General features: G+C 67.7%; 21 protein-coding genes. 8 read left to right on the top strand and 13 right to left on the bottom strand.

Annotated features, from left to right (window positions below; all coding sequences use genetic code 11):
• Positions 1-2: 2 nt before the first annotated feature.
• A complete protein-coding gene (locus GIS00_RS00465) occupies positions 3-2,048 on the bottom strand; it encodes an acetate--CoA ligase family protein (RefSeq protein WP_230312704.1) in 2,046 nt (681 codons plus the stop codon).
• Positions 2,049-2,055: 7 nt separating this feature from the next.
• Here GIS00_RS00465 and GIS00_RS28210 point away from each other — a divergent pair, with 7 nt between their 5' ends.
• Positions 2,056-2,190, top strand: a complete 135-nt coding sequence (locus tag GIS00_RS28210; RefSeq protein ID WP_255454591.1) for a hypothetical protein — start codon at positions 2,056-2,058, stop codon at positions 2,188-2,190.
• A gap of 84 nt (positions 2,191-2,274) precedes the next feature.
• Here GIS00_RS28210 and GIS00_RS00460 read toward each other — a convergent pair whose 3' ends face one another.
• Genes GIS00_RS00460 through GIS00_RS00450 form a run of 3 tightly spaced genes read right to left on the bottom strand, consistent with a single transcriptional unit; the run spans position 2,275 to position 5,808 of the window.
• Positions 2,275-2,994 (bottom strand): ABC transporter ATP-binding protein, encoded by a 720-nt coding sequence (locus GIS00_RS00460; RefSeq protein ID WP_196073048.1) that lies wholly within the window; start codon positions 2,992-2,994, stop codon positions 2,275-2,277.
• Positions 2,991-4,937, bottom strand: coding sequence for a branched-chain amino acid ABC transporter ATP-binding protein/permease (locus GIS00_RS00455; protein WP_154766486.1), 1,947 nt, complete (start codon positions 4,935-4,937; stop codon positions 2,991-2,993). The genes GIS00_RS00460 and GIS00_RS00455 overlap by 4 nt, the downstream gene beginning before the upstream one ends.
• A 4-nt stretch (positions 4,938-4,941) precedes the next feature.
• Complete coding sequence (locus tag GIS00_RS00450; RefSeq protein WP_154766485.1) at positions 4,942-5,808, bottom strand: branched-chain amino acid ABC transporter permease; 867 nt, start codon at positions 5,806-5,808, stop codon at positions 4,942-4,944.
• A gap of 183 nt (positions 5,809-5,991) precedes the next feature.
• On the opposite strand from GIS00_RS00450, the gene GIS00_RS00445 reads away from it, so the two are divergent.
• The 4 genes from GIS00_RS00445 to GIS00_RS00430 all read left to right on the top strand — a co-directional run bounded on the left by GIS00_RS00445 (position 5,992) and on the right by GIS00_RS00430 (position 10,168).
• Positions 5,992-7,185 carry a CoA transferase gene (locus tag GIS00_RS00445; RefSeq protein ID WP_154766484.1) on the top strand — a complete coding sequence of 398 codons (1,194 nt, stop codon included), beginning with the start codon at positions 5,992-5,994 and terminating at the stop codon, positions 7,183-7,185.
• Positions 7,185-8,072, top strand: a complete 888-nt coding sequence (locus GIS00_RS00440) for an alcohol dehydrogenase catalytic domain-containing protein (protein ID WP_154766483.1) — start codon at positions 7,185-7,187, stop codon at positions 8,070-8,072. Before GIS00_RS00445 ends, GIS00_RS00440 begins: the two co-directional genes overlap by 1 nt.
• A 66-nt stretch (positions 8,073-8,138) precedes the next feature.
• Complete coding sequence (locus tag GIS00_RS00435; RefSeq protein ID WP_196073047.1) at positions 8,139-9,620, top strand: HtaA domain-containing protein; 1,482 nt, start codon at positions 8,139-8,141, stop codon at positions 9,618-9,620.
• An 83-nt stretch (positions 9,621-9,703) separates the two neighbouring features.
• Positions 9,704-10,168 (top strand): MarR family winged helix-turn-helix transcriptional regulator, encoded by a 465-nt coding sequence (locus tag GIS00_RS00430; protein ID WP_154766482.1) that lies wholly within the window; start codon positions 9,704-9,706, stop codon positions 10,166-10,168.
• Positions 10,169-10,226: 58 nt separating this feature from the next.
• Here GIS00_RS00430 and GIS00_RS00425 read toward each other — a convergent pair whose 3' ends face one another.
• Together GIS00_RS00425 and GIS00_RS00420 are read right to left on the bottom strand one after the other, a co-directional pair.
• Complete coding sequence (locus GIS00_RS00425; protein ID WP_154766481.1) at positions 10,227-11,501, bottom strand: cytochrome P450; 1,275 nt, start codon at positions 11,499-11,501, stop codon at positions 10,227-10,229.
• Positions 11,498-12,031: a VOC family protein gene (locus GIS00_RS00420; RefSeq protein ID WP_154766480.1), complete on the bottom strand. Its 534-nt coding sequence runs from the start codon at positions 12,029-12,031 to the stop codon at positions 11,498-11,500. Before GIS00_RS00420 ends, GIS00_RS00425 begins: the two co-directional genes overlap by 4 nt.
• Here GIS00_RS00420 and GIS00_RS00415 point away from each other — a divergent pair.
• Positions 11,997-13,202 carry an NAD-dependent epimerase/dehydratase family protein gene (locus GIS00_RS00415; RefSeq protein ID WP_322097293.1) on the top strand — a complete coding sequence of 402 codons (1,206 nt, stop codon included), beginning with the start codon at positions 11,997-11,999 and terminating at the stop codon, positions 13,200-13,202. The genes GIS00_RS00420 and GIS00_RS00415 overlap by 35 nt on opposite strands.
• A gap of 17 nt (positions 13,203-13,219) precedes the next feature.
• On the opposite strand, the gene GIS00_RS00410 is transcribed toward GIS00_RS00415, so the two are convergent.
• On the bottom strand, positions 13,220-14,155 hold the full coding sequence (locus GIS00_RS00410; protein ID WP_196073046.1) for a DMT family transporter: 936 nt from the start codon (positions 14,153-14,155) through the stop codon (positions 13,220-13,222).
• Between the two features lie 145 nt (positions 14,156-14,300).
• Here GIS00_RS00410 and GIS00_RS00405 point away from each other — a divergent pair, with 145 nt between their 5' ends.
• Both GIS00_RS00405 and GIS00_RS00400 read left to right on the top strand, forming a co-directional pair.
• Positions 14,301-15,245: an MBL fold metallo-hydrolase gene (locus tag GIS00_RS00405; protein ID WP_154766477.1), complete on the top strand. Its 945-nt coding sequence runs from the start codon at positions 14,301-14,303 to the stop codon at positions 15,243-15,245.
• Complete coding sequence (locus tag GIS00_RS00400) at positions 15,242-16,201, top strand: aldo/keto reductase (RefSeq protein ID WP_154766476.1); 960 nt, start codon at positions 15,242-15,244, stop codon at positions 16,199-16,201. Before GIS00_RS00405 ends, GIS00_RS00400 begins: the two co-directional genes overlap by 4 nt.
• A 30-nt stretch (positions 16,202-16,231) precedes the next feature.
• On the opposite strand, the gene GIS00_RS00395 is transcribed toward GIS00_RS00400, so the two are convergent.
• The 6 genes from GIS00_RS00395 to GIS00_RS00370 all read right to left on the bottom strand — a co-directional run bounded on the left by GIS00_RS00395 (position 16,232) and on the right by GIS00_RS00370 (position 24,323).
• Complete coding sequence (locus GIS00_RS00395) at positions 16,232-17,200, bottom strand: zinc-binding dehydrogenase (protein WP_154766475.1); 969 nt, start codon at positions 17,198-17,200, stop codon at positions 16,232-16,234.
• A 259-nt stretch (positions 17,201-17,459) separates the two neighbouring features.
• Positions 17,460-18,818, bottom strand: coding sequence for a carboxylesterase/lipase family protein (locus GIS00_RS00390; protein WP_196073045.1), 1,359 nt, complete (start codon positions 18,816-18,818; stop codon positions 17,460-17,462).
• A 29-nt stretch (positions 18,819-18,847) separates the two neighbouring features.
• Positions 18,848-19,861, bottom strand: a complete 1,014-nt coding sequence (locus tag GIS00_RS00385) for an ABC transporter ATP-binding protein (RefSeq protein ID WP_322097292.1) — start codon at positions 19,859-19,861, stop codon at positions 18,848-18,850.
• Positions 19,858-21,789 (bottom strand): dipeptide/oligopeptide/nickel ABC transporter permease/ATP-binding protein, encoded by a 1,932-nt coding sequence (locus GIS00_RS00380; RefSeq protein WP_154766473.1) that lies wholly within the window; start codon positions 21,787-21,789, stop codon positions 19,858-19,860. Before GIS00_RS00380 ends, GIS00_RS00385 begins: the two co-directional genes overlap by 4 nt.
• Positions 21,786-22,727: an ABC transporter permease gene (locus tag GIS00_RS00375; RefSeq protein WP_154766472.1), complete on the bottom strand. Its 942-nt coding sequence runs from the start codon at positions 22,725-22,727 to the stop codon at positions 21,786-21,788. The genes GIS00_RS00380 and GIS00_RS00375 overlap by 4 nt, the downstream gene beginning before the upstream one ends.
• Before the next feature lie 72 nt (positions 22,728-22,799).
• On the bottom strand, positions 22,800-24,323 hold the full coding sequence (locus GIS00_RS00370; protein WP_196073044.1) for an ABC transporter substrate-binding protein: 1,524 nt from the start codon (positions 24,321-24,323) through the stop codon (positions 22,800-22,802).
• Between the last annotated feature and the right edge of the window lie 3 nt (positions 24,324-24,326).

Here is a 24,326-nt window from a genome sequence, read left to right as displayed (position 1 = left end):
GGTCACCGCTCCTCCGTCACGATCAGCACGTCCAGCGCCTCGGGTCCGGCAGCACCGACCCGCAACGGGTTCACCTCGAAGGCGACCAGATCCGGGCCCAGCGACACCGCGGCCGCGGCGATGTCGTTGATCGCATCGATCACCGCATCCAGATCCGCGGCAGCGGCACCGCGGCCGCCGGTCAGCATGGTGATGCCCTTGAGCTCGAAGAGCATGTCGCGGATCTCCGGCCGTGAGACCGGCAGCACCCGGAGGCTGCTGTCCTTCAGGGTCTCCACCCAGATGCCACCGAAGGCGACCGTCAGCACCGGACCGAAGGTCGGGTCGACCGTCACGCCGACCAGCAGCTCGGGCGCAGCGGGTCGCATCGGTGACACCAACACCCCCCGCACCGATGCCCCGGGCACCCGGACGGCTGCATTCGCCGTGACCCGCCGGTATCCGTCCGCGACCTCCGCCGCTCCGGACAACCCGAGGGCGACCCCGCCGACATCGGATTTGTGCGGGATGTCGGCGGAGCAGACCTTCAACACCACGGTGTCGCCCAGTTCCGCTGCCGCCGCGACAGCATCTTCGGCCGTGGTCACCAGACGGGCCGGGACCACCGGGATCCTGCCGTGCTGCAGCAGCTGACGGCCCTCCCACTCGTCCCAGGTGCCGGCCGGACCGACGACGCCGGGCGGATCGATTCGCTCAGAGATGGGCCCACGGTCCAGGATGCTCGTCCGCCGGTCGCACCAGGTCAGCATGTAGCCGATCGATCGGAGAGCCAGGTCGACCCCCGGAAGCAGGTGGAGGTCGTTGTCGTGCAGGAGCTTCCGCGCGTAGTCGGTGACATCGAGATTCGTGTTCGACGCCAGGAACACCGGCACCGGCGATGCCTTCACGATGTCCCCGATGATCGCCATACGACTCTCGATGAAAGCCGGGTCCGCCGGCCGTTCGGAGGGCAACGGCGTCATCATGGTGAACATGAAGTCGATACCAGGTTCCCGGACAGCGATCTCCATCAGGTCATCCTCGGCCTTGGTAGGCCGCGGACGCGCCCTGGCGTGACCGAAGCCGGTGGTGTCCAGCGGGTTCAGCGTGTGCGCGAAGGGTGGGAGGTGCACCTGCAGGTCGGCCACGATCGGCTCGCTCCAGGGAGGTAGCGACAGGCCCTCACGGTGCGCGAGGTCCGCGATCACGTTGCACCCGCCGCCCGACGAGGTGACCACCCCCATCCGGCGTCCGACCGGACGCCGGCGGGTGTGGCCCAGCAGTCCCGCAGTCGCGACCAGCTCCTCCAGGCTCTCCACCCGGACGATTCCTGCCTGCCGGAAGGCGCTGTCGACGACGGCATCGTTCGTGGCCATCGCACCGGTGTGCGCCATGGCCGCACGCATGCCCTCCTCGGACCTGCCGGCCTTGTAGACCACGACCGGCTTGTCGGCGGCGAGTGCCCGGTGCGCCAGCGGGATGAACCGCTCCGGATCCCTGACGGTCTCGAGGAACAGGGCGATCGACCGGGTCGACGGCTCGTCGATCAGGTACTCGAGGACGTCCAGTGTGTTCATCACCGCTGAGTTGCCGAGCGAGACCCAATGGCTGATGCCGATCGCGTGCGCCTGGGTGTACTCGTAGGCCGCACGGCACATCGACCCGCTCTCGAACACCGCGCTGACCGCTCCTGGTATCGGAGCGCGGTGCGAGGCGACCGCCCAGGGTGCGATGCCCAGGGTGGCGTTGATGAAGCCGATGGTGTTGGGGCCCATCAGGGTGATGTCCAGGTCCTCCGCCTGCCGGCGCAGTGCGTCCTGCAGCTCACGACCCTCCTCCCCGGCCTCGGTGTACCCCGCTGCCAGGGTCACCGCGTTACGGATGCCGGCCGCGGCCGCATCTTCCAGGATCTGTCCGACCCGGTTCGGACCGACCATGACGAACGCGAGGTCGACGGGCTTGTCCAGTTCTCGCAGGGTCGGGACGGTCCTGCGGCCGAACAGCTCGGGGTACTTGGGGTGGACGAACTCCAGTTGCGGGGCTCCCCCGCCGAGCTCCAGACTACGCATCAGATTGATGCCCCAGCTGGACGTCTCGGAAGCACCCACGATCGCCACGCTGCGCGGCGAGAAGAAGTCCCGGATCCTCCCGGGCGAGACCAGGGATCTCGTGGGCATCACGTCGGTGTCGGTCAAGGCAGGATCCTCCTGAGCAATTTCAAGCGATGGTACTTCATGTGGTGAACTTTTTCTCGATAACCGACTTCGCCGTGACCCTGGCGCATGTGGTGGCGGATCAACCGAAGTAGGCGCTGGTGAGCGCAGCACCTACCAGCTCGGCGGGAGAGCCGGTGGCAGTGATCCGGCCGTCGCGGAGCACCACCATCCGGGTGCAGATGTCGGCCACCCGGGTGCTGTTCTGCTCCACCACGAGCAGCGACACCCCACGCTCGCGGAAGGCCGAGAGGGAGGAGTAGATGCGATCGACCACGAGAGGTGCCAGACCCAGCGAAGGTTCGTCCAGCAGCAGCAGTTTCGGATCCTCGATGATCGCCCTGGCCATCGACAGCATCTGCTGTTCACCGCCGGAGAGCAGCCCTGCGAGCTGCGTGCGGCGCTGGTGCAGCACGGGGAAGAGTTCGTCGATGAGCTCGCGCGAGGCGGCGAGGCGCCGCCGTACGGCACTGCCGCGCAGCGACATGGTGGCGATCTGCAGGTTCTCCTCGACGGTCAATGGACGGATGACGCGGTGACCCTCGGCGAGGATGCTCATGCCGCGGCGCACCAACTCCGGGGTGCCCAGACCTGAGACATCCTGCCCGTCGTAGGAGATCGTGCCCTCCCGGAGCTTCACCCCGCCACAGATCGCCTTCAGCAGCGTCGATTTGCCGGCCCCGTTCATCCCGACGAGGCCGACCACCTCGCCCCCGCCGACCGCCAGGTCGATGGCGTGCAGCACCGGGTGGTGTCGGCCGTACCCGACGGTCACGCCGCGCAGGGTCAGCAGGTCGGTCATCGCGCCGCTCCCAGGTAGGCCGAGATCACGTTCTCCTGGGCGAACACCTCGGCCGGCGGCCCGGCCGCGATCACGCGACCCGCCTCCAGCACGTAGATGCGGTCGCATGCAGCAGTGATCAGCGGCAGGTTGTGGTCGACGAGCAACACTCCCAGGCCCCGGCCGGACAACCCCCGGACGATCTGGGCGACCTCTTCGCGTTCCAACTCCGTCAGGCCCGCGCCGGGCTCGTCGAACAGCAGGAAGGCGGGGTCGAGCATCAGGTTCCTGGCGATCTCGATCATTCGCAGCACGCCGTAGGTCTGGGCGCCGGCCGGCCGGTCCGCCAGGTGCCCGATCGACAGGTCGGACAGCAGTTCCATGGCCTTCTCGCGGGACCTGCGATCGTCGCCCCGCGCCCTGGGCAGGAACAACGTCTGACGCACGGTGCCGGCCGTCGCCCTGCCGTCCCCACCGAGCATCACGTTCTCCACGACGGAGAGATCCGGGATGACCTTGGGGCTCTGGAAGGTCCGGCCGATGCCGAGGTTCACGACCTCGTACTGCCGGAGGGCACCGAGCACGACGTCGTCGAAGCGGACCTGACCGGATGCCATGGGGGTGTCCCCCGTCGCCGTGTTGAGCAGGGTGGTCTTGCCCGCTCCGTTCGGCCCGATCAGGCCGACCACCTCCCCGGTGGACACCGTCGCCGATGCACCGTCGACGGCCGTGTTCCCTCCGAACCGGACCGTCACGGCGTCGAAGCCGAGGGTGTGGGACGTGGTCCGCCGGCGGACCAGCTCGACGGCGGACCCGGCATGTTCCGCCGCTGCTTCGAGATCCACCGGTTCATCGGCGGAGGTTCGTGTCGGATCGTCCGCCGACGCGACCGCGGGGCCCGCATCGTCCGCTGCTGTCGCCGCGGCAGCGGGGTGACCCGATCGACGGGCCCGCCCGCCCTTGATGAGGGAGAGCAGCGCCTGCACGCCGCCGGCGATCCCGCCGCGGGTCCCGATCACCAGGACCAGGATGCCGAGACCGTAGATGAGGTCGTGCGCGGCGCTGGTGGCCAGTGACAACTCGTCCATCACCAGCAGGGCGACAACACCGAAGAGCGGTCCCCAGAAGTAGCCGGCCCCACCGAGGATGACGGCCAGCAACAACGCGATGAGTCGCCCGAAGCTGAAGGTGTCGAGGTCGATGACAAGCTGGAAGTGGGCGAAGAGTGCACCGGCGAGACCGGCGAGACCACCGGCGATCGCGAACGCGACGAGACGGGTGCCGGATGCGGAGAGTCCCACCGCGGCGAGGATCCGCGGGGACTCACGCAAAGCGGTGAACTTGCGACGCATGGCCGACCGGTGGATGCGGGTCATCAGCTCGAACACCAGCCAGGCGAACACCGCCACGAGCCAGAAGTAGGAGGCTTCGCCACCGAACAGCGTGGTGCCGAAGAACGTCGGCGACGGGATGAAGTAGAGACCGGTCGTACCTCCACTGAAATCCTGCCAGTTGACGAGGATCTCGGAGACCGCCAGACCGAACGCGAGGGTCTGGATCGCCAGGAAGATCTCACCCAACCGCCGGGAAGGGATCGCCACCAGCACGGAGAGCGCCGCAGTGCCCACGACGGCAATCGCCAGACTGGCCCAGAAGCCCAGGGAGGTATGCGTTTCGAGATACACGCTGGTGAACGCACCGAGACCGTACGTGATCACGTGGGCCATGTTGAACCCGCCGGCGTAGCCGTAGATCACATTGAACGAGGCCGCCAGGATGTATGCGATCAACCCTTCCGTGGCGATCTGCACGAGGTAGGCGTTCCCGGAGACGAAGAGCCCGAGCAGCACCAGGAGGATCGGGGCTCCCGCCCGCACGAGCGCGAACTCGCCGAGCCTGCGTCGTACGGTGGCGGCATTCCCGGCCCGCGTGTCGGTGGCGGTCGTCGTCGACGTCGAAGTCATGCCCTCACACCCGTTCCGAAGCGCCCCGGAAGGCGAAAAGTCCGTGCGGTCGCACCAGGAGCACGATGCTCAGTACGACGAACAGTGCCGTCAGTTGGTAGCCGGGCGCGACGAACTGGTCCGTCGCCGAGACGGCGAGGCCGGCCACCAGCGCGCCGCCGACCGCGGTGAAGATGTTGTCGAGACCGCCGATCACTGCTCCGACCAGGGACAGCACCAACAGCGTCGGTGCTACTTCCACCGAGACGCTCGCCAACGTCGCCTGGAAGAGGCCGCCGATGACCAGGCAGACTCCCGAACTGGTCCAGGCGATCAGCTCGAACCGGTTGGCCCTGACCCCGTACATGGCCGCCAGTTCCCGGTCGTGCGCAACGGCGGTCAACGTCCGGCCCATCAAGGTGCGGTCGAAGACGAACCAGAGCAGTACCAGCAGCACGACCGCCAGGCCGATGACGAGCAACCGCTGTGCGGCCGTCTGGTAGCTGCCGATGGTCACGGCGCCGGAGAGCCATGGCTGCACGACAGTGGGGTCGCCACCGAAGATCTGTCGGGTGGCGAAGTTCAGCAGCAGCCCCACACCCAGTGAGGCCAGGGTGAGCCCGATGGCCGATACCCCGCGCCGTTGAGCGGGCACGATGGCCACCACATAGGTGACTGCACCGATCAGGGCGCCGGACACGAGCGTGGCGACCACCCCGACCGCGCCGCCCAGATCGGCGGACCAGGAGGCGCAGGCGGCCGATGCGAAGACGGCGACGTACCCGGCACCGAAATTGACCACACCGCTGACGCGGAACACCAGGCTGACCGATGCGACCAGAGGGACCAGGACCGCTGCCATGGACAGAGCGGCGATGACAAAGCCGATCATCCGTACTCACTTCCTTGTCAGTACACGTCGAGCTGCCGTCGATGTCCCGGTCGGGGCGGCTACCCCGGAGCTCACACGCTCTTCGGCGGCGGTGGTGGGCCTGGACTGTGACCGGCAGTACAGTTAACCTAGTATACGAACGGCCCCGGAGCCAGATGCAAGCACCAATTCCCGAGGAGATCCGTGAGCGACAACGACGGCCCACTGTCGGACCTGCACATCCTGGACCTGTCCAGCTTCGTCGCCGGCCCGTCCTGCACGCTCACCCTCGGGCAACTCGGCGCCGACGTGCTCCGCATCGATCCGGTGGGCGGCGCGCCGGACGCCGGACGCCACCCTCTCGGCGGGGATGGTTCCAGTCTGTACTGGGCCGGCCTGAATAAGCAGAAGCGCTGCACCACACTTGATCTCGCCTCCGAGGATGGTCGCGACACGGTCCGGCGGCTGTTGGGCGCACCGGGTCCGGGCCATGGCATCGTGGTGACCAATGCGGTGGGACGCGGATGGCTGTCGTACGAGTCGCTCCGGTCGGTCCGTGACGACCTGATCATGGTGCGGCTCGAGGGCCGGTCGGACGGCACGACCGCGGTGGACTACACGGTGAACTGCGAGACAGGTCTGCCGGAGCTGACCGGACCATCCGCCTGGCAGGGACCGGTGAACAGCGTGCTGCCGTCGTGGGACCTGCTGGCCGGATTACAGGCTGCGACATCGTTGCTGGCCGCGGTCCGCCGCCGCGAGCGGTCGGGCGGGGGTGCGCTGTTGCAGCTGAGCCTGACCGATGTCGCGGCCTCCACGATGGCCCACCTCGGGTACGTCGCCGACGCGGCGGCGAACGGCACCCGGCGCCAGCGGGACGGCAACTCCATCTACGGCAGTTACGGCCAGGACTTCCCACTCGGCGATGGAAGCCGCATCATGCTGGTGGCACTGACCAGCAGGCACTGGCGGAACCTGTTGGCGGTGACCGGCTGCGAGCAGACAGCCGCCCGGCTGGAAGCGGCCGCGGGCGCCTCGTTGGCCGACGAAGGAGTGCGATACCGGCTCCGCTCCGACGTGACACGCATGCTCTCCCCGTGGTTCTCGACCCGTGGCCTGGACGAGGTGGCCGGCAAGCTCGATGCCGCAGGGCTGCCGTGGGGCGTCTACCGCACTGCGAATGACATGGCGACCTCACCGCACGGATTGGTCGCGCGGAGCGAGATCTTCACCGAGGTGGAACATCCCGGCGTCGGACGGTACCCGGTCCCGGGCGCCGCGGTCCGGGCACCGTGGAGGGTGCCGCTCCGGCCCCGACCAGAACCTGCGCACGCCGCCGTGGTGGCGGAGGAATGGGTTGCACGAGGCGCGGCCCCAGCGGAACAGGGAGTGGCCTGATGTTGGCAGTGACGACCACAGCGACACCCGGCGGGGAACTGCACGTGACGCAGACCGCCGATCCGGTACCGGCGCCGGGCGAGGTCCTCGTCCGGTTCGAGGCCTCCTCGGTGAATCCCGCAGACCGGAAGATCCACAGCGGGCTCATCCGGCCGCGGATCGGCGAGGGGCCCTGGGTGCTCGGCTGGGACCTGGTGGGTCGTGTCGTCGACGGTGACGGCTTCGCGGTGGGTCAACGTGTTGCCGGGATGTCCGCGATGGCGAGCACCGGCCGCGGGACCTGGGCGGAACTGGTTGCGTTGCCTGCTCGTTCGTTGACCCCGGTCCCCGATGCCCCGCCAGCGGCGTTCGCCCATCTCCCGTTGATCGGCCTGACCGCCCGCCAGGCCGTCCTCGACCTGGCCGGCAGGCCCGGTGAACGGGTGGCCGTGACCGGCGCGGGCGGCGGGGTCGGGTCGCTCGTCGTGCAGATGCTGTTGATTCGGGGCATCAGCCCGCTGGCCGTGGTCCGCGATCCGGCGTCGCCGCCCGGGATCGTCTCGCAGCTGGGGCTCGGGGTGGCCGGTATCGAAGCGCTGCAGCCGGGATCCGTCGATGCCGTCGTCGACGCCGCCGGAGTCGACGTCGGGGCGGCGGTCCGGAACCACGGCCGGTACATCTCGGTGGTGCCGGGCGCTCCCCGTACCGGCCTCGCCGAAGAGGTGTTCACCACGACGGTCCGGGTGGCGGAGGACGGCGGGCACCTGGCCGAGGTCGTGGATCTGGTGGCCACCGGATCATTGTCCCTGCCGCCGGCCGTCGACGTCCCGCTGCGCGAGGCGGGCCGCGCCCTGCGCTCGTCGACACCCGGTACCCGAACCACACTCTCACTTGCCGCAGACCGCTGACCCGGGCCAGCACCGGACCTTCTCCGGGGCGCGATCCTGCACCACCGCCGTCGAAAGGAACCGAGGTTGAATGCACCGACAGCGCAGCCACCCGACAGCCTCGTCTGGGGCATCAAACGCAGTTTCGTCCGCTATGTCAACGTGCTCGACGACGGAGTGTTCGCCGCCGACGGGGGCGCGGAGTGGATGTCGGACCAGTCGGTCCGGTTCCCCTTGGTGTCGGCCGCCGGCTACGACCCGGTCACCCGCACCGGAGTCGTCCGTTACGGTGGCGTCGCCCGGGTCGAAGGTCACTTCGGAGCCATGTCGGTGGTCCTCGACGAACCATGGCTGGAGTTCGGGGAGACCTCGGTGGCCCTGACAGTCGCCGACCCGGACCGGGATCCCGGTCACCGGATCCCCGTTGTGGAACTGGATCTCGTCGAGCGCCCGACGGAGACCGCATCACCGGCATCCCGGACCGCGCCTGCGACCCTCAGCCACCAGGGCACCACCCTCTTCAACAGCCAGTACTTCCCTGGAGAATCGATGGACCCGGTCATGTTTTCCTTCCCCGTCACCGACGCACCACCGGCGGATCGGACCGCTCCGGCCACCGCCCGGTCCACTCCGGACCCGGCGATCGTCCTGCGCCTGGTGGTGCAGGAGAGGGTGCAGGAGTCCGAGGGCGTGGTGTCCCTGTCGTTCCGCACGCCCGACGGCACACCGTTGCCGGGATGGTCGCCGGGATCGCACATCGACGTGCATGTCGGCGACGATCTGGTGCGGCAGTACTCCCTGTCGTCGATCACCCCGGACCGGGAGACCTGGCGCATCACCGTCCTGCGCGAAGGCGCCGTGTCCGGCCGCCTCCACGAGATCGAGATCGGCACCACGGTGGAGGTGTCGCTGCCCCGCAACAACTTCCCGCTCGTCGACTCCCCCCGGTACCTCTTCGTCGCCGGCGGTATCGGGATCACCCCGCTCGTCCCGATGATCGAGGCGGCCGAGCGGAGCGGCGCCGAGTGGTCACTCGTCTACTCCGGGAGGAACCGATCGCACATGGCGTTCCTGGACCACCTTGCGGGCTACGGCTGTCGGGCCAGCGTCATCGCGACGGCCGACTCGCCGCGGGTCGATCTGATCGAATTCTTCCGGGCCCCCCGGCCCGACACCGTTGTGTACGCCTGCGGTCCGGAATCCATGTTGGTGGCCCTGGAAGGTGCCACGGCCCACTGGCCGGCCGGCACACTGCACACCGAACGCTTCGTCCCACGGGAGTTCGACGACTCGGGAGACGTGGAGTTCGAGGTCGAGTTCGTCGACAGCGCTGTCACTGCAACTGTTCCGGTCGGTCGCACGATCCTGGAGATCGCCGAGGAGCACGACATCCCGGTGATCAGTTCCTGCGCCGAAGGCACGTGTGGCACCTGTGAAACGCCGGTGCTGGAGGGCACACCCGATCACCGGGACTCCATTCTCACGGACGAGGAGCGCGTGCAGGGGAACACCATGTTCATCTGCGTGTCCCGCTCGGTCGGTGGCTGCCGGCTCAGGCTCGACATCTGAGGACCAGATCCGCCGTGCCAGCGGGCGTTTCGGGAACATCACCAGGTAAACTGTCGCGAACTGCACTCATCCAGGAAAGCGACATGGCGAAATCCCGAAAAGCTCCCGAGGACGAATCCACCTCCGGTCTCACCCAGTCCGACCTGGTCCGGCTGCGGATGGTCCTGGGTCGGTTGGGACGCATGCTGCGCCAGCAGAACGACGAGGATCTACCCTACGCGCTGATCGCGCTCATCTTCGCCATCCATCGGAACGAGCCCGTCACGGCCAAGCAGCTGGCGGAGGCAGAGGGCATCACACCTCCTGCGGTCACCAGGTCCCTGGCCCGCCTCGAGGAACTCGGCATGATCATCAGGACCGCAGTCCCGACCGATCGACGGGTGCAGGAGATCGAGCTGTCGACCAAGGGCGAGCGGACGCGGGTCAGCCTGTTGCACAAGCGCGAGATCTGGTTGACGAAGCACCTGGAGAAGCTGGACGCCGACGACATCGGACTGCTGCTGAGCGCACTTCCGGCCCTCGAGCGGTTGACCGGCTTCGACTCCTGATTCCCGGGGCGCCCTGCCGGACGGAACCGGGGCGTGTGACGGGAGCCGGTCCCGATCGTCAGGCGTCCTGTGCGGGCCGTAGTCGCAGGAGCATCGACCCTGGTGTCCGCAGGGAACGGCCTCCCCAGATCATGGACTGGTCCGGGTCCAGCGAGACCCCGGGGAACCGCTCCGCCATCTGGCGGAACAACGTGACCGCTTCCATCCTCGCCAGTCCTGCCCCCAGACAGGAATGCGGCCCCATGCCGAATCCCACGTGCAGACGGCTCTCCCGACGTCGGATGTCGAGGACGTCCGGGGCGTTGAACACACCCGGATCACGGTTGGCCGCTGCGAGCACACCGATCACCGAGTCACCGGCACAGATCTGCACACCGCCCAACATGCGGTCCTGTGCAGCGACATACGGGAGGAAGTGCGCTGGGGTGACGAACCGTGTCAGTTCCTCGACCGCGGCAGCGGCGAGATCGGGCTCCGCGACCAGTGTCTCCCACTGATCCCGCTGCCGCAGCAGACTGAGCATCCCGATGCTGAGCAGATTGCTGGTGGTCTCGTGACCGGCGAAGATCATCAGTGCGACCATGGCGCGACTGCCGGCCCGATCGATGGTGCCGGCGGCCTCCGCCCCGAGCAGGGCCTCGATGATGCCCGTGCGGCGGTCGCCCTGCTCCTGCGCGATCAGCAGTTCGTCGATGTATCCGAGCAGGCCGTCGTAGGCCCGCTCGGCCTCGACCGCGGCATCCTCGCTGTCGGCGTTGAACTTGTTCTCCGCGATGCGTTTGGCCCACGAGTGGATCTGGTCGAGATCCGTGAACGGGATACCGAGCAGGTCGCCGAGCACGATCAACGGCAAGGAGAATGCGAACCGCTTGAAGTCGACGGAGCCGGCTGCGGCATCGAGCTCATCGAGCCCCTCGGTCACCCGCTGCCGCACTCTGCTCTCCATCTCCGTCTTCAGGGTCCGGACCGCGAAGGGTGGCTGGACGATCTTCTTCAGCCGGGGGTGCTCCGGCGGGTCCAGCCGGACCAGCTGCAGGAACTCCTGGTCGAGCACCGAGTCGAAGGCCTCCCGGCCGCGCGCGCTGAAGTCCTGCCGTGCGCGCTCGTAGCGATCGGAGTGTTTCGTCGCTGCGCGGCTGTAGAGCACATTGTTGTCCCCCAACAGCTCCTTCACGTCGGCGTGCGTGCTGAGGACGACGGTGTCGTCGAGTCGCAGCACCGGATGTTCCCGACGCAGCTCGTTCCATGTCGGGAAGGGATCCGCCAGGATGTCGGCGTCACCCTGGAACAGCTTGCGTACCCGGTCGGCCAGCGGCAGTTCGGCAACGTTCACGGCTGCTCCTGGCGGGCCGGCAGGTCGAACGGCGAGACGTACTCGATGCCACGCTCCTCCGCGGCGATCCTGATCCAGTCACCGATCTCGGCCGCGATCTCGTGGGAGACGAGCTCGATCCACATCCCGGGCGAGAGCTCGCTGTAGTGGAAGCTGGCCCGTGCCACCCCACCGTCGTCGGCGACGCCGGACAGCTCCATCCGGAAGCCCTGCTCGGAGAGGTGTGCCGCAGCGCCGGGCAGATCGTCCGTGAAGTAGCCGAGGTGGTGCACATGCCGGCCGCCGGTCACGTTCAGGTACGGCGAGGGGTCGATCTGCTCCAGCAGCTCGATGTGGTGCGGGCCCTGCAGCGAGTAGGTGAACCGGACCTCCCGCCCGACCACCCCGTCCGGGCAGAGCAGCGGCACCGTGGAGGAGAGCGGCGGAGCCCAGTCCAGCCCGAGAGTCCGCCCCCAGGACTCCATGGCATCGTCGAGGCTGTCGACGATGATCCCGGTGTGGTACAGCTTCAGAAACGGTGGCACGCTCACGTCCGCACTCCTCGTTGAGGTTTCGCTACACCGCAGATGCTATACGTTGTTAACTACCAGCACCAGGCTCCCCGACGTCGAGGCGGTCAATGTGGAAACTTCTGTCCTGGTCGTCGGCGCGAGTGGGTTGGTGGGGACGGCCGTGGTCCGCGAGTACTTGACGACCGGAGCGGCCGTGACGGCGGTGTCCCGTCGCCCACCTGGGGTACCGCTCCAGGATCGGCTGCGGCATCTGCCACTCGATCTGCTGGACGCGACCGCCACCGCCGATGCTCTGCGCGCAACCGGTCCGTTTGATGCCGTCGTCTACGCCGCTGCATTCGAAAAGCCTGGTCTGGTTCCCGGTTGGTCCGACCCGGATCAGATGCAGACCAATCTGGACATGCTCCGGAACACCCTCGAGGGACTGGTCGATCGGCCGCCACGGCACATCACCACCATGCAGGGCACCAAGGCCTACGGCGTCCACCTTCACCGCATCCCGTTGCCCGCCCGGGAGCGGGCTCCACGGGATCCGCACCCGAACTTCTACTGGCTGCAAGAGGACCTCCTCCGGGAATACTGCGCCCGTCACGGATCGGAATGGACGATCTTCCGACCGGTCCAGGTTGTCGGCCCGGCCTTCGGCGTCGCCTACTGCACGCCTCCGGTGATCGGCGCATTCGCGGCTCTCGCGCGGGAGTCCGGTGAGGATTTCTCCTTTCCGGGTGGACGTTTCGCCCCGGTGCATACAGTTGACGTCGGCCTGGTCGCACGCGCTGTCGTCTGGGCACGTGCCGAGCAGCGTGCCTTCGGCGAGCACTTCAACCTGACGAACGGGGAGGTGTTTTCCTGGCCGGAGATCTGGCCTTCCTTCGCCGAGGTCTTCGGCATCACCGCCGCCGAGCCGAAGCGGCAACGGCTGACCGACTTCTTCGCCCGGCACGCCGACACCTGGGACCGCGTGGTCCACCGACACGGTCTACGCCCCTTGCCCCTCGACGCAGTGCTCGGCACCAGCCATCAGTACGCGGACTACACCTTCGGCGCCGACCTGGTCGGACACGCGGACCCGGCCCTGGTCAGCACCGTGAAGGTGAAGCAGGCCGGTTTCACCGAGGTCCGCGACACCGAGGCGGTGTTCCGGGAGGCCCTGACCGGCCTGATGGAGCTGAGGGTCCTCCCGCACTGACCGGGACTCCGGCGGGATCACACAGCCGTCGGCGGGTTGGCCGGAGGTGTGGACCGCCGGCTGACCAGGATGCCGGCCAGGATCACCGCACCACCCAGTGGCTGGTTCCAGGACAGGGACTCATCAAGAAGTACGGCCCCGGCGACCACACCCACCAACGGCATCAGATAGGTCACCGTCGAGGTACGGGAGGCTCCCCAGTCCCGGATGAGCCTGGCATTCCAGATGTACGCGATGCCCGTACCCAAGGCGCCGAGTATCACCACGGCCACCACCGCCTGGGCATTGAATCGGACCGGCGCGCCGAGGGTCGCCAACCCGGGGCCGAGGAGGACCCCCGCGCACAGCACCATCTGCATCGTCGCGACAGTCATCGGTTCGTGGCCGGTCCCGGCCACGAACCGGCGCATGTAGACCAGACCGAAGGCGTAGACGGTCGCCGAGAGCAGCATGGCGAGCTCGGCGGCGAGGTGCAGGTCGGCGCCACCTCCCGCCAGGTTCCACGGCGCCAGCAGCACCACCACTCCGGCCACCCCGACGAGCAACCCGAGAACCTGGGTCGAGGAGAAGCGCTCGTTGCGCAACAGCAGCGGGGTGAACGCAACTGTCAGCATCGGTGCCGCAGCATTGTCGATGCTCGCCAGCCCACTCGGCAGGTATTGCACGACCCATGCCGTCAGCGCGAACGGGATCGAGCACTGCGCCGATGCAACCACGAACATGTGCCACCAGATGCTGCGCCCACGCGGCAATCTGCGACCGGTCGCGAACAGGACCGCCAACAGTGTGACCGCACCGAGCAGGGCCCGGACAGCGGCCAGTTGCAGCGGCGGGAACATCCCGATACCGATCCGGATCAACAGGAAACTCGAGCCCCAGGTGAAGACCAGAGCGATGAACAGCACGACGTTGAGGCGTGCGCGATCCCGCTCGCGACCGTCTGCAGCGACCACGTGGTCTCCTGGGAACAGCATCGGGCAGCATCCGACGGAGGCGCAGTTCGCACCTGTTGTCCGACAACCGTTCCGCCGTCATATCATCCTTGATAGTTAACATGGTACATTACCTGGGTTCCACCGACCGGCCGCAGGAGCAGCGATGTTTCCTTCCCTGACCACCACCGCGCTCCCTGCCGTGGATCCGATCCGCATGGAATTCCCCGGACCGTCACGACGGCACTCCTGGGCGTACCTGATCGTCGATGCGATCGGTCGGGCACATCTGATCGACTGCGGTCATGACACCCCGGCGAATAGGGAGGCGCTGATCGGCGCCCTGGGAGAACACGGCCTCGCTCTGACCGACATCGCGACCATCACCGGGACGCACGCCCACCCGGATCACATCGGGATGGCCGCCCACCTCCGCCGGGTGTCGGGCGCGCGGCTCGCCCTGCACCACCTGGAGGCGGACACGATCCGTCGTCGCAGCACGTTCGGCGGACCGGACCTCCATGCGACGCTCCGCCGGTGGGGTGTCCCCGTCCGGGTACAGACCGAACTGCTGCGGACCGCATCCCGGGAGGTGATGGACGGCATCGACCCCGGCATCGACCGACTCCTCGAGGACGACGACCGCCTCGAGATCCCCGGGCGGGACCTGGTTGTCCTGTCCACTCCCGGCCACACCAGGGGCCACATCTCGGTCGTCGACATGACCGGCGGCGTCGCGTTCGTCGGGGATCATGTGTTGCCCGCGCAGAACCCAGGGGTCGGCCTGGGCGGCCCGGGACTGACCAATGCGGTCGAGGACCATGTGCTGTCCCTGGACCGACTTGCATCCTTCGACCTACGCATGCTCTACCCGGGCCACGGTCGGCCGATCGAGAATCCGGCCGAACGCATCAGGCAGATCCGTTCGCACATCTGCCGGCGGCACGGTGAAGTTCGCGGCGTCGCCCTGGACGAGCAGACCGTCTGGGGCATCGCCTCGAAGGTCAGTTGGTCAGGCGGTTGGGAGACACTCACGGGCATCCGCCTGTTCTCCGCCCTGCAGCAGGTGGAACTGCACACCCAGGTCAGGTCTCTGGGAGCCCGCGCATGACGGCACCGCCGACCGACTCCGAGGGGACCCTCAACGAGCTGCCGATCGTTCTGGGCGGCAACACGTTCGGCTGGACGTCCGACCGGGCCGCGTCGTTCGCGGTGCTGGATGCCTTCGCAGCTGCGGGCGGACGGTTGATCGACACCGCCGACATCTACTCCGCCTGGGTACCAGGGCATGTCGGTGGGGAGTCGGAGCGCATCCTCGGTGAGTGGCTCACCCGACGCCGGGACACGGGACTGCCGACCCCGCGAGTGGCGACGAAGGTCGGCAGGCATCCCGACTTCACCGGGCTGGCACCCGAGGTCGTACTCGCGGCAGCAGCGGCATCGTCGGAACGACTGCAGATCGACGTGATCGATGTCTATCTCGCCCACTACGACGATCCGACGGTGCCGATCGAGCAGACCGCGGCGGCCTTCCGCCAGTTGCAGATCGAAGGCACGATCATCGATGTCGGCCTGTCAAACTACAGCGCGGCCCGGATTCGCGAGTGGATCGCCGTGGCCGACCGGGAAGGCTGGGCACGGCCCCGTTACCTACAACCGCACTACAACCTCGTACACCGACGGCCCTTCGAGTCGGAACTTCGATCGGTCGCTGTCGATCTCGACCTCAGAGTCATGCCCTACTTCGGGTTGGCCAGCGGCTTCCTCACCGGCAAGTACCGGACAGCGGCCGACCTGGCCGGCGCCAGCCGACAGCAGTTCGCGGGTCCGTACTTCTCGAAGGAGGGCCTGGCGGTCGTGGACGAGCTGGACGAAATCGCCCGGAGCCGCGGCGTCGAGATCGCCACGGTGGCACTGGCCTGGCTCCGCCAACAACCCGGCGTCCACGCCCCCGTGGTCAGTGCCCGGACCGTCGAGCAGTTGCCCGCCCTGCTCGCAGCCGCATCCCTGGTGTTGAATCCCGCCGAACTCGACCGGCTCGATCGTCTCTCCTCCCTGGTGGGATGACCTGTTGGGTCGACGTGCGTGAAGCTGCGGTCAGTCGTTGGGCCTTGTCACCATGCGGCCCAATACTTTTCCCGAGCGGAGGCGGTCATAGGCGGACACGAGTTCATCGAAGGGCACCGCCTCAACGGCGGGTGTGATCTGACCTGCCGCGATGAGGTCGAGCACCTTCCGCAGCACCTGGCCCTTCGGCGAACCCAGCGAGCCGATTAGCGACTTCCGTCCGAGCACCAGGGAGAGGGGCGACACGGTCATCTGGGAGGCGCCGAGTCCGACGAGCACCACGCGACCTGCGACACCGACCGCATCCACGGCCGCTGATGTCGTCCGGCCGCCCACGAAGTCGATCACCAGCGACAGCCCCTCGTCCGTCAGTTCGGTGACGTCGCCGACGCATGAACGGGCGCCGGCCGCTTCCGCCGCGGCGAAGCGCGAGGGGTCGATGTCGACGCCGAACACCGTGGCTCCGCTGAGCCCGGCGATCCGGACCGCGCTCAGCCCCAGACCGCCCAGCCCGATCACAGCGACCCGGTCGGCCGCGGAGATCGCACCCGCCTGGTGAACGGCGGAGTACGCAGTGGAGATGGAATCCGGCGCCACCGCAGCGATCTCGATGGGGACTCCATCGGGCACGGTCACCAGGCTGGTGACCGGGACGGCGCAGAACTGCGCCAACCCGCCGTCGATGTGCATGCCGGGCGTGACGTGCCTCTGCTCGCCGCTGCCGATCGCTACCCGACGCCCCAGCCACTCGTCGTCAGCCGGATCGCCGACCTCGACCACCGTCCCGGCGACCTCGTGACCGAGGATGCGTGGCCGGGTGACCGTGTAGTCCACGGTGTTCTTCGCCGAGAACTGCATGCCCTCCATCACGTGCAGGTCGGTGTGGCACAGGCCGGCGGCGCCGACCTCGAGCACCGCCCAGCCGGTTGCCGGCCGGGGCTCGGGGACATCGACGATCCGGACGGCCGATGCTTCGGGGTACAGAACGGCTGCACGCATGGAAGGTCTCCTGTGGACATGGCCGACAGCGCTCGGTTCCAGCCGCACCACACGGAAGGGGGTCTCGGCTCCGGCAGCTGCGGATCAGTGGCCCCAGTCTGCCTTTCGGAGCGGTCAGTGGGCAAGCCCCGACCACGTCACAGCAAAGTGGCAGGTCCCTCGGAACGCGCCTGTCCGTCCACTCCGAGGTCGGGTTCACGGAAGGTGGATTGTCGCGACCCGGCCTACGTCCACGTGCGCGAGTCGGGCCCGCCGAGAACTAGAAGGTGACACCCGCAGCCAACCGCGGCTTCGTGTCCATGAGCATCACCGAGTCGAAGTCGTCGAACGGCGGCCAACCCGGATCGCCGGTCTTCGCGAACCTGGCGAACCCCTCGTGCATCAACCTGGCCACGGACCGGGGTGGATTCGGCCCGGTGAACTCGGCGACGTAGGGCGCGTCGAGAGTGTTGAAGAAGAACGGTATGTCGAGCGAGTGCGCGGACAGGATGTAGCGCTCGGCCGCCGACTTCCATTGGAACTCGTAGCGGAAGGTCGGTGCGCCGCCTTGCCCGACCCGGTCGCGGGCCAGTTCGTCGGTCGGTCGTCGGAATCTGCGGTCGGTGACCTCCTGCCCCCGTCGGAAGCCCTCGTCCGTGTAATGGCCCTTGCGCAGCGAGCCCCAGGTGCTCTCGTTCTCCGTTGTTCCCAGCAGCATCGGTACCGCAGATGTCATCCCCGTCCGCACGGCCTGGGTCAGGGATCGGGGGATGAGGTCCCCGTCGATGACCGGCGTCCAGGAGAACGACGACGTCGGTGCACCACCACGCACGCTCTTGGAGATCAGCTGGAAGTGCTCCCGGGCGAGGGTGTCGGGTGGCACGCGGAGCATCGATTCACGGTGAGGTGCGGCTCCGGTGATCCTGGCGAGCTCCTCCGTCAACTCCCCAGACTCTGCCAGGGTTCTGGTGCGGGATGCGTCGAGGACGCCACTGGCGATGATCGCCCGCCGGAAGAGCCCTGCCGCGCGTGGCGCGGACAGCAGGGCGCCCACGGCGATCCCGCCGGCCGACTGGCCCATGACCGTCACGTCTGCCGGGTTGCCACCGAAGGCGGCGATGTTCTCACGCACCCAGTTCAGTGCGGCCAGCCAGTCGAGGAGGCCCCGGTTGGTGTCGGCCCCCTCGCACTCGAGGAAGCCTTCCGCACCGAGGCGATAGTTGATGCTGACGAAGACCAGACCCTGTCCGGCAAAGGATGCACCGTCGTACCAGGGGTTCGCGCTGCAGCCGGCGTAGAAGCCACCGCCGTGGATCCAGACGAGCACCGGGCGAGGCTCGCTCGGGTCGAGCTCGGCCGTCCAGATGTTGAGGTTGAGGATGTCCTTGCCCGGGATGATGGGCTCGGGCACATCTGGCAGTCCTCCCGCGGCCGCGTGGGTCACCTGCGGAGACGTCGCACCGAAGGTGAAGGCCTCGAACGGGTCGGTCCACGGCGCTGGTGGCCGGGGTGCCCGGAAGCGGTTCTCTCCGAAAGGTGCTGCCGCGTAGGGGATGCCACGGAAGACCGAGAGGCCGTCCTCGATCGTGCCGATCACCGGCCCTGCACACGTCGGTACGCGGCGCGTGGTCTCGGTCATGCGGGAGCTTCCTCCTCGATAGGCGCCGATCATGGGCTCTTCGACGCGATGGCTGTTTCGACGAGCGGGATCTCGCCGGCTCGCACGCAGGCGATGCTGCGGCCGTCCGCCTGCATCGTCAGCGGTGGGGTCTCGTCGATGCACCGCGACTGGGCGTACGGACATCGTGGCGCGAAAGGACAGCCGATACCGCCCCGGGGGGCGAAGGCCGTCCTGGTGCTGGTCAGTGCGCGTGCTTCCCGCCTGGCCTTCTGCTCGTGCACATCCGGCACCGGGACGGAGGCGAGAAGCGCTCTGGTGTAGGGGTGCGCCGGTCGATCGCACACCTCGGACACGGTCCCCGTCTCCATCACCCGTCCGCGGTAGAGAACGATGACCCGGTCCGAGATGTGGCGCACCACTCCGATGTTGTGCGAGATGAAGAGGTAGCTGGTGCCGGTCTCGCGCTGCAGGTCCTCCAGGAGGTTCAGCACCTGGGCCTGCACCGAGACATCAAGGGCGCTCACCGCTTCGTCGCACACGACCAGGTCCGGATCGAGGATCAGCGCTCTGGCGATCGCGATCCGCTGCCGCTGGCCGCCGGAGAACTCGCCGGGATACCTGTGCGCCGATGTACGTCTGATGCCCACCCGCTCGAGCATGTCGAGAATGCGAGCATCGGTGTCCCGTCGGGTCGACCGGACACCCGCCACCGTCAGCGGTTCGCGCACCGAATCCATGATCGGCGCCGACGGGTCGAGTGAACTGAACGGGTCCTGAAAAACGGCCTGCAACTTGGTGCTGAGCAGCCTCCGGTCCTTGGGACGACGATGCGTGATGTCCTGCCCGTCGAAGACGATGGATCCGCTCGACGGGCGCTGCAACCCGAGGAGCGCCGATCCGATGGTGGTCTTCCCGGAGCCGGATTCGCCGACGACGGACAATGTTTCCCGGCGCGCGATCGTCAGGGACACGTCGTCGACGGCCCGGAACGACCCTCGCCCGAATCCCCGCGAGTAGTCGACGCTCAGGCCGGTGATCTGCACCAGGCTGTCGGGTCTCACCGGAGCTGCCCTTCCAGTTGTGCGGCGATGTCGTGCTGGCGAATGCAGCGGACGTGGTGGTCCTCCGCCTCCATGACCTGGGTCAGTCCTACTGCTTCCGAGACGCAGGAATCAGTGGTGTAGGAACACCTGTCGGCGAAATGGCACCCTGACGGCCAGGCCCCGGGAGCGGGGACGGTGCCCGGGATGGCCGGCAGCCGCTCCCCGCGTGGCGCCAACATGGGGTTCGCCCCCAGCAGCGCACGCGTGTACGGATGCCGGGGACGCGCGAACAACTCCTGCACCTCGGCGAACTCCACGATCTCGCCGGCATACATGACCGCCACCGATTGACAGAGGTCTGCCACCACGCCCAGATCATGGGTGATGAGGACGATCGCCATCCCCGTCTGTTCCTGCAACCGCCGCAACAGACCGAGGATCTCGCCCTGGATGGTGACGTCGAGTGCAGTGGTCGGCTCGTCGGCGACCAGTACCCGGGGTCGGCCGGCCAGTGCACAGGCGATCGCGACCCGTTGCGCCATTCCACCGGAGAGCTGGTGCGGGTAGCGGCGGGCCGTGTCCTCCGGATCCGGCAGTCCGACCTGTCCGAGGAGCTCGAGCACCCGTTGCCGCCGCTGTGCCCCACGAATCCGGTCGTGTCGTCCCACGAGTTCCCCGAGCTGGCCGGCCACGGTGAAACACGGATCGAGAGCGACCATCGGATCCTGGGAGATGTAGGCGATCCCGGTGCCCCGGACTGCCGCCCGTACCCGGTCAGGAGCGTGGTTGAGATCCACACCGTCGAACTGCACGTGCCCGGTCACCGTTGCCGACCGTCCGAGGCTCCCCAGCACGGCGGACGCGGTGACGGACTTGCCGCACCCGGACTCCCCGACGATCGCCAGGGCTCCTCCGCCGGCCAGATCGAAGTTGACGTCCTTGACAACCTGCAGTTCGCCGAAGGTGACGGCCAACCCGCGCACCGAGAGGACTGCTGTCTCCGACACCGGGAGTGCCGGCCCGGAAGGCTCGTCCGGGCGCCGGGCGGCCGTGGTCGTCGGCCGGGACCTGTTGCCGGACGACGTGTCCCGCAGCGCGTCGGCGACCAGCAGGAAGGCCATGATCACCAGCGTGAGCAGCAGACCGCTCGGCAGGATCAGCCACGGCTCCTGGGCGAGCACCTGCTGGGCATCGCTGACCATTCCGCCCCAGCTCGGGTCCGGCGGGGTGATGCCGAGGCCGATGTAGTTGAGTCCGCCCTGAACACCGAGGATCACAGCGGCGAGCACTGCGGCGTTGACGATGATCGGACCCCAGATGTTCGGCAGGATGTGCTTGATCATGATCTTCGTGCGCCCCATGCCGATCACCTCGGATGCGGCGACGAAGACCTCGCCGCGTACGGACCGCGCGGCACTCCGGGTGACCCGCACGATGGTCGGCGCCGAGTTGATCCCCACGGTCACCATGCCGGCGGCGGCGTTGTTGTCGGTCAGCGCATAGACCATGAGCATCGCGATGATGCCCGGTACCGCCATGATGACCTCGGTCGCCCTTGAGATCACGTTGTCCACCACGCGGCCGAGGTAGCCGGCGCACAGACCCAGCACCACTCCCAGGACGAGGGCCACGCCGAGGGCCTGCGCGAGCCCCAGCAGCGAATGCTGCCCGCCGACCAGGAGTCTGCTCAGCACATCCCTGCCCAGGCGGTCCGTTCCCAACCAGTGATCGGCGGAGGGGGTGGACAACGCCGCGCCCAGGTCCTGCTCGTTCGGCGGGTACGGCACGATCACCTGGGCGAGGCTCACGGCAGCGACGACGAGCAGCAGGAATACTCCTGCGGCCACCCCCAGTGGCTTGCGCAGGTATTCGCGGACGGAGCGGAATCTGCTCCGGGTCGGGTCGGGCTCGTCGACCAGGGAAGCCTCTACGGTCACGGCGGTCATGCGGTACGCACCTTCGGATTCAGCACCATGGTGACGACGTCGATGATGAGGTTGACGATCACGATGATGATCGTGAAGTAGACCGCGATCCCCTGGATGACCGGGAGATCGGACTGCAGGGCGGAGTCCAGGGCCTGCGAACCGAGACCGGGCATGACGAAGATGTTCTCGATGATGACCGAACCACTGAGGGTGCCCACGAAGATCGTGCCCAGGACGGTCACGACGGGGCCTGCGGAATTGCGCAGGGCGTGCTTGTACACCAGGGAGAACCGCGAGATCCCGTTGGCTCGCAAGGTGCGGGTGTAGGGGCTCTCCAGAGCGACCATCATCTGGTCCCGGGTCTGCTTGGCCACGGCGGTGATCCCGCCGAAGGCCAGCGCGATCACCGGGAGCAGCAACGACAGGAACCACATCTCCGGATCGTCGCCGAGAGACACGTACCCGCTGGCCGGCACGAGGAGGAGCTCCACGGAGAAGACCGACACCAGGATGGTGGCGAGCCAGAAGTTGGGCACCGCCAGCCCGAGCGTGGAGACCGCATCGAGAATGCGGCCGATCGCCGTTCCCCCGGTGGTGGACAGGACTCCCAGGACGACTCCGACAACGGCGTAGACCAGCAGCGCACCGATGATCAGCGACAGGCTGACGCCGATGCGGGGAGCGAGGATCTCCTGGACGGATTGGCTGGTCTGGTAGGAGTTCCCGAGATCGCCGTGCAGTGCCTTGCCCAGCCACCGCATGTACTGCGCGACCAGGGGTTGGTCCAGGCCCAGCTTCTGGTTGAAGGCCGCGACCTGCTCAGGTGATGCATCGATGCCGAGAACTCCACGTGCCACGTCGGTCGGGGTGATGCCCTGGATGAAGAAGGTCAGGGTCGGCACCACGATGAGCAGTGCCAGTGACGTCGCCAGCCGGAGAACGAGGGTCTTGACCATGCCGGGCCCCTCAGGACGTCCGGTGTCGACCGGCCGGCACCGGCCGGTCGACACCAGGGTTGGTCGGAGACATCAGGTGGCCGGGGTCCAACTGGTCGGGTCCGGCCACGGGTAGGTGCCCACGGTTCCCACGTCCACACCCTTCGCCGAGAACAGCAGTGCATCGCTGCTCACCACCGGGATGGCGAAGGCATTCTCGACCATGAACGTGTTCGACGCCTCGGCGGCCTTCTTCCCGTCCGCTGATTCGACGTCGTACTTGAGCTGCGTGGTCGCCAGTTCCACCGCTTCGTCGTTGGTGAACTCCAGCCAGTTGTAGCCGGACGGCTTGAGCGCCATCTGGCGCATCACGGTGAGCTGCGCGGAGTACTGGAACGTGAAGGTGGTCGCCGGGTACTTCTTGCTGCGGATCAGATCCTGGTAGGCGGGGAAGGACGCCGCGGTCTTGATGGTCACGTCGACACCGATCTCCTTCCAGGCCGCCACCAGCGCCTGGGTCAGCAGGTCCCCGTTGTCGACGGCCGGCTGCTCGACGATGCTGAAGCTGAACCCGTCCGGATAGCCCGCTTCGGCCAGCAGCTGCTTGGCCTTCGCAGGATCGTAGGGGTAGTGGTCCTGCAGCGCGGGGACGTACCCGGCAATGGATTCCGGCACGAACTGATCGGTCGGCCGTCCGTACTCGCCGTAGAGCGAGGAGACGATGCTCGCCCGGTCGATGGCGTAGTTCAGCGCCTGCCGCACCTTGACCTCGCCCAGCGCCGGGACGAGCACGCCGTCCTGGTCGGCGATGTACGCCCCGAGCAGACCGGACGGTGCCGACGAGACGGTGAGACCGGCCGACTTCGCCGCGTCCGCGTTGGCGGCCACCCCCTGGGCGACCTGGACCTGGCCCGACCGCACCGCGGACAGCAGCGAGTTCCCGTCCGTGAACACCTTGATGACGATCTTCTTGTAGTGCTGCCTGCTCTTGTCGTAATAGTAAGGATTCTGGATGTAGGTGTACTGCGAGTTCGCGATCGTCTGGGCGGGATCGATCATGTACGGCCCGGCACCGTTGGTGCTCGATCCGAGCGAGTCGGGATCCGCCAGACCTTTCGGGCCGATGATCGCGCCGGCGAGGCCGCCCTGGTCGAAGGCATAGGTCAGCATGGGATCCGGCGTCTTCAGCGCGACCGTCACCTGCATCGGTCCGGTCGCGGACACCGTGGACACCCGGCTGAACCAGCTGACCAACGTGCCGCTCTCCTGGTAGCGCTGCAGCGATTTGACCACTGCCTCGGCCGTGAGATCGCTTCCGTCGCTGAACTTCACGCCGGACCGCAGGTTCAGCACGAACGACATCCGATCGGCGGAGTAGGCCCAGTCCGTGGCCAGTCCAGGCTTCGTCGTGCCGTCCGGAGCACGCTCGATCAGAGCGTCGTAGGCCGGGACGATGTACCAGACCCCGGGAACCCCGTTGGCAGCGATCGTCGGGTCGAGGCTCCTCGGCGCGGCACTCGCGCCGATGGTCAGGGTGGACGAGTCATCCGCATCGGCGGACGACCCGGAACTGCAGGCGGTCAGCCCGAGGGCGGCGACCGCGATCAGTGCTGCCAAGCC

Source organism: Nakamurella alba (genome assembly GCF_009707545.1).
Classification (GTDB): Bacteria; Actinomycetota; Actinomycetes; order Mycobacteriales; family Nakamurellaceae; genus Nakamurella; species Nakamurella alba.
This window is presented reverse-complemented; position numbering and strand designations above follow the sequence as displayed.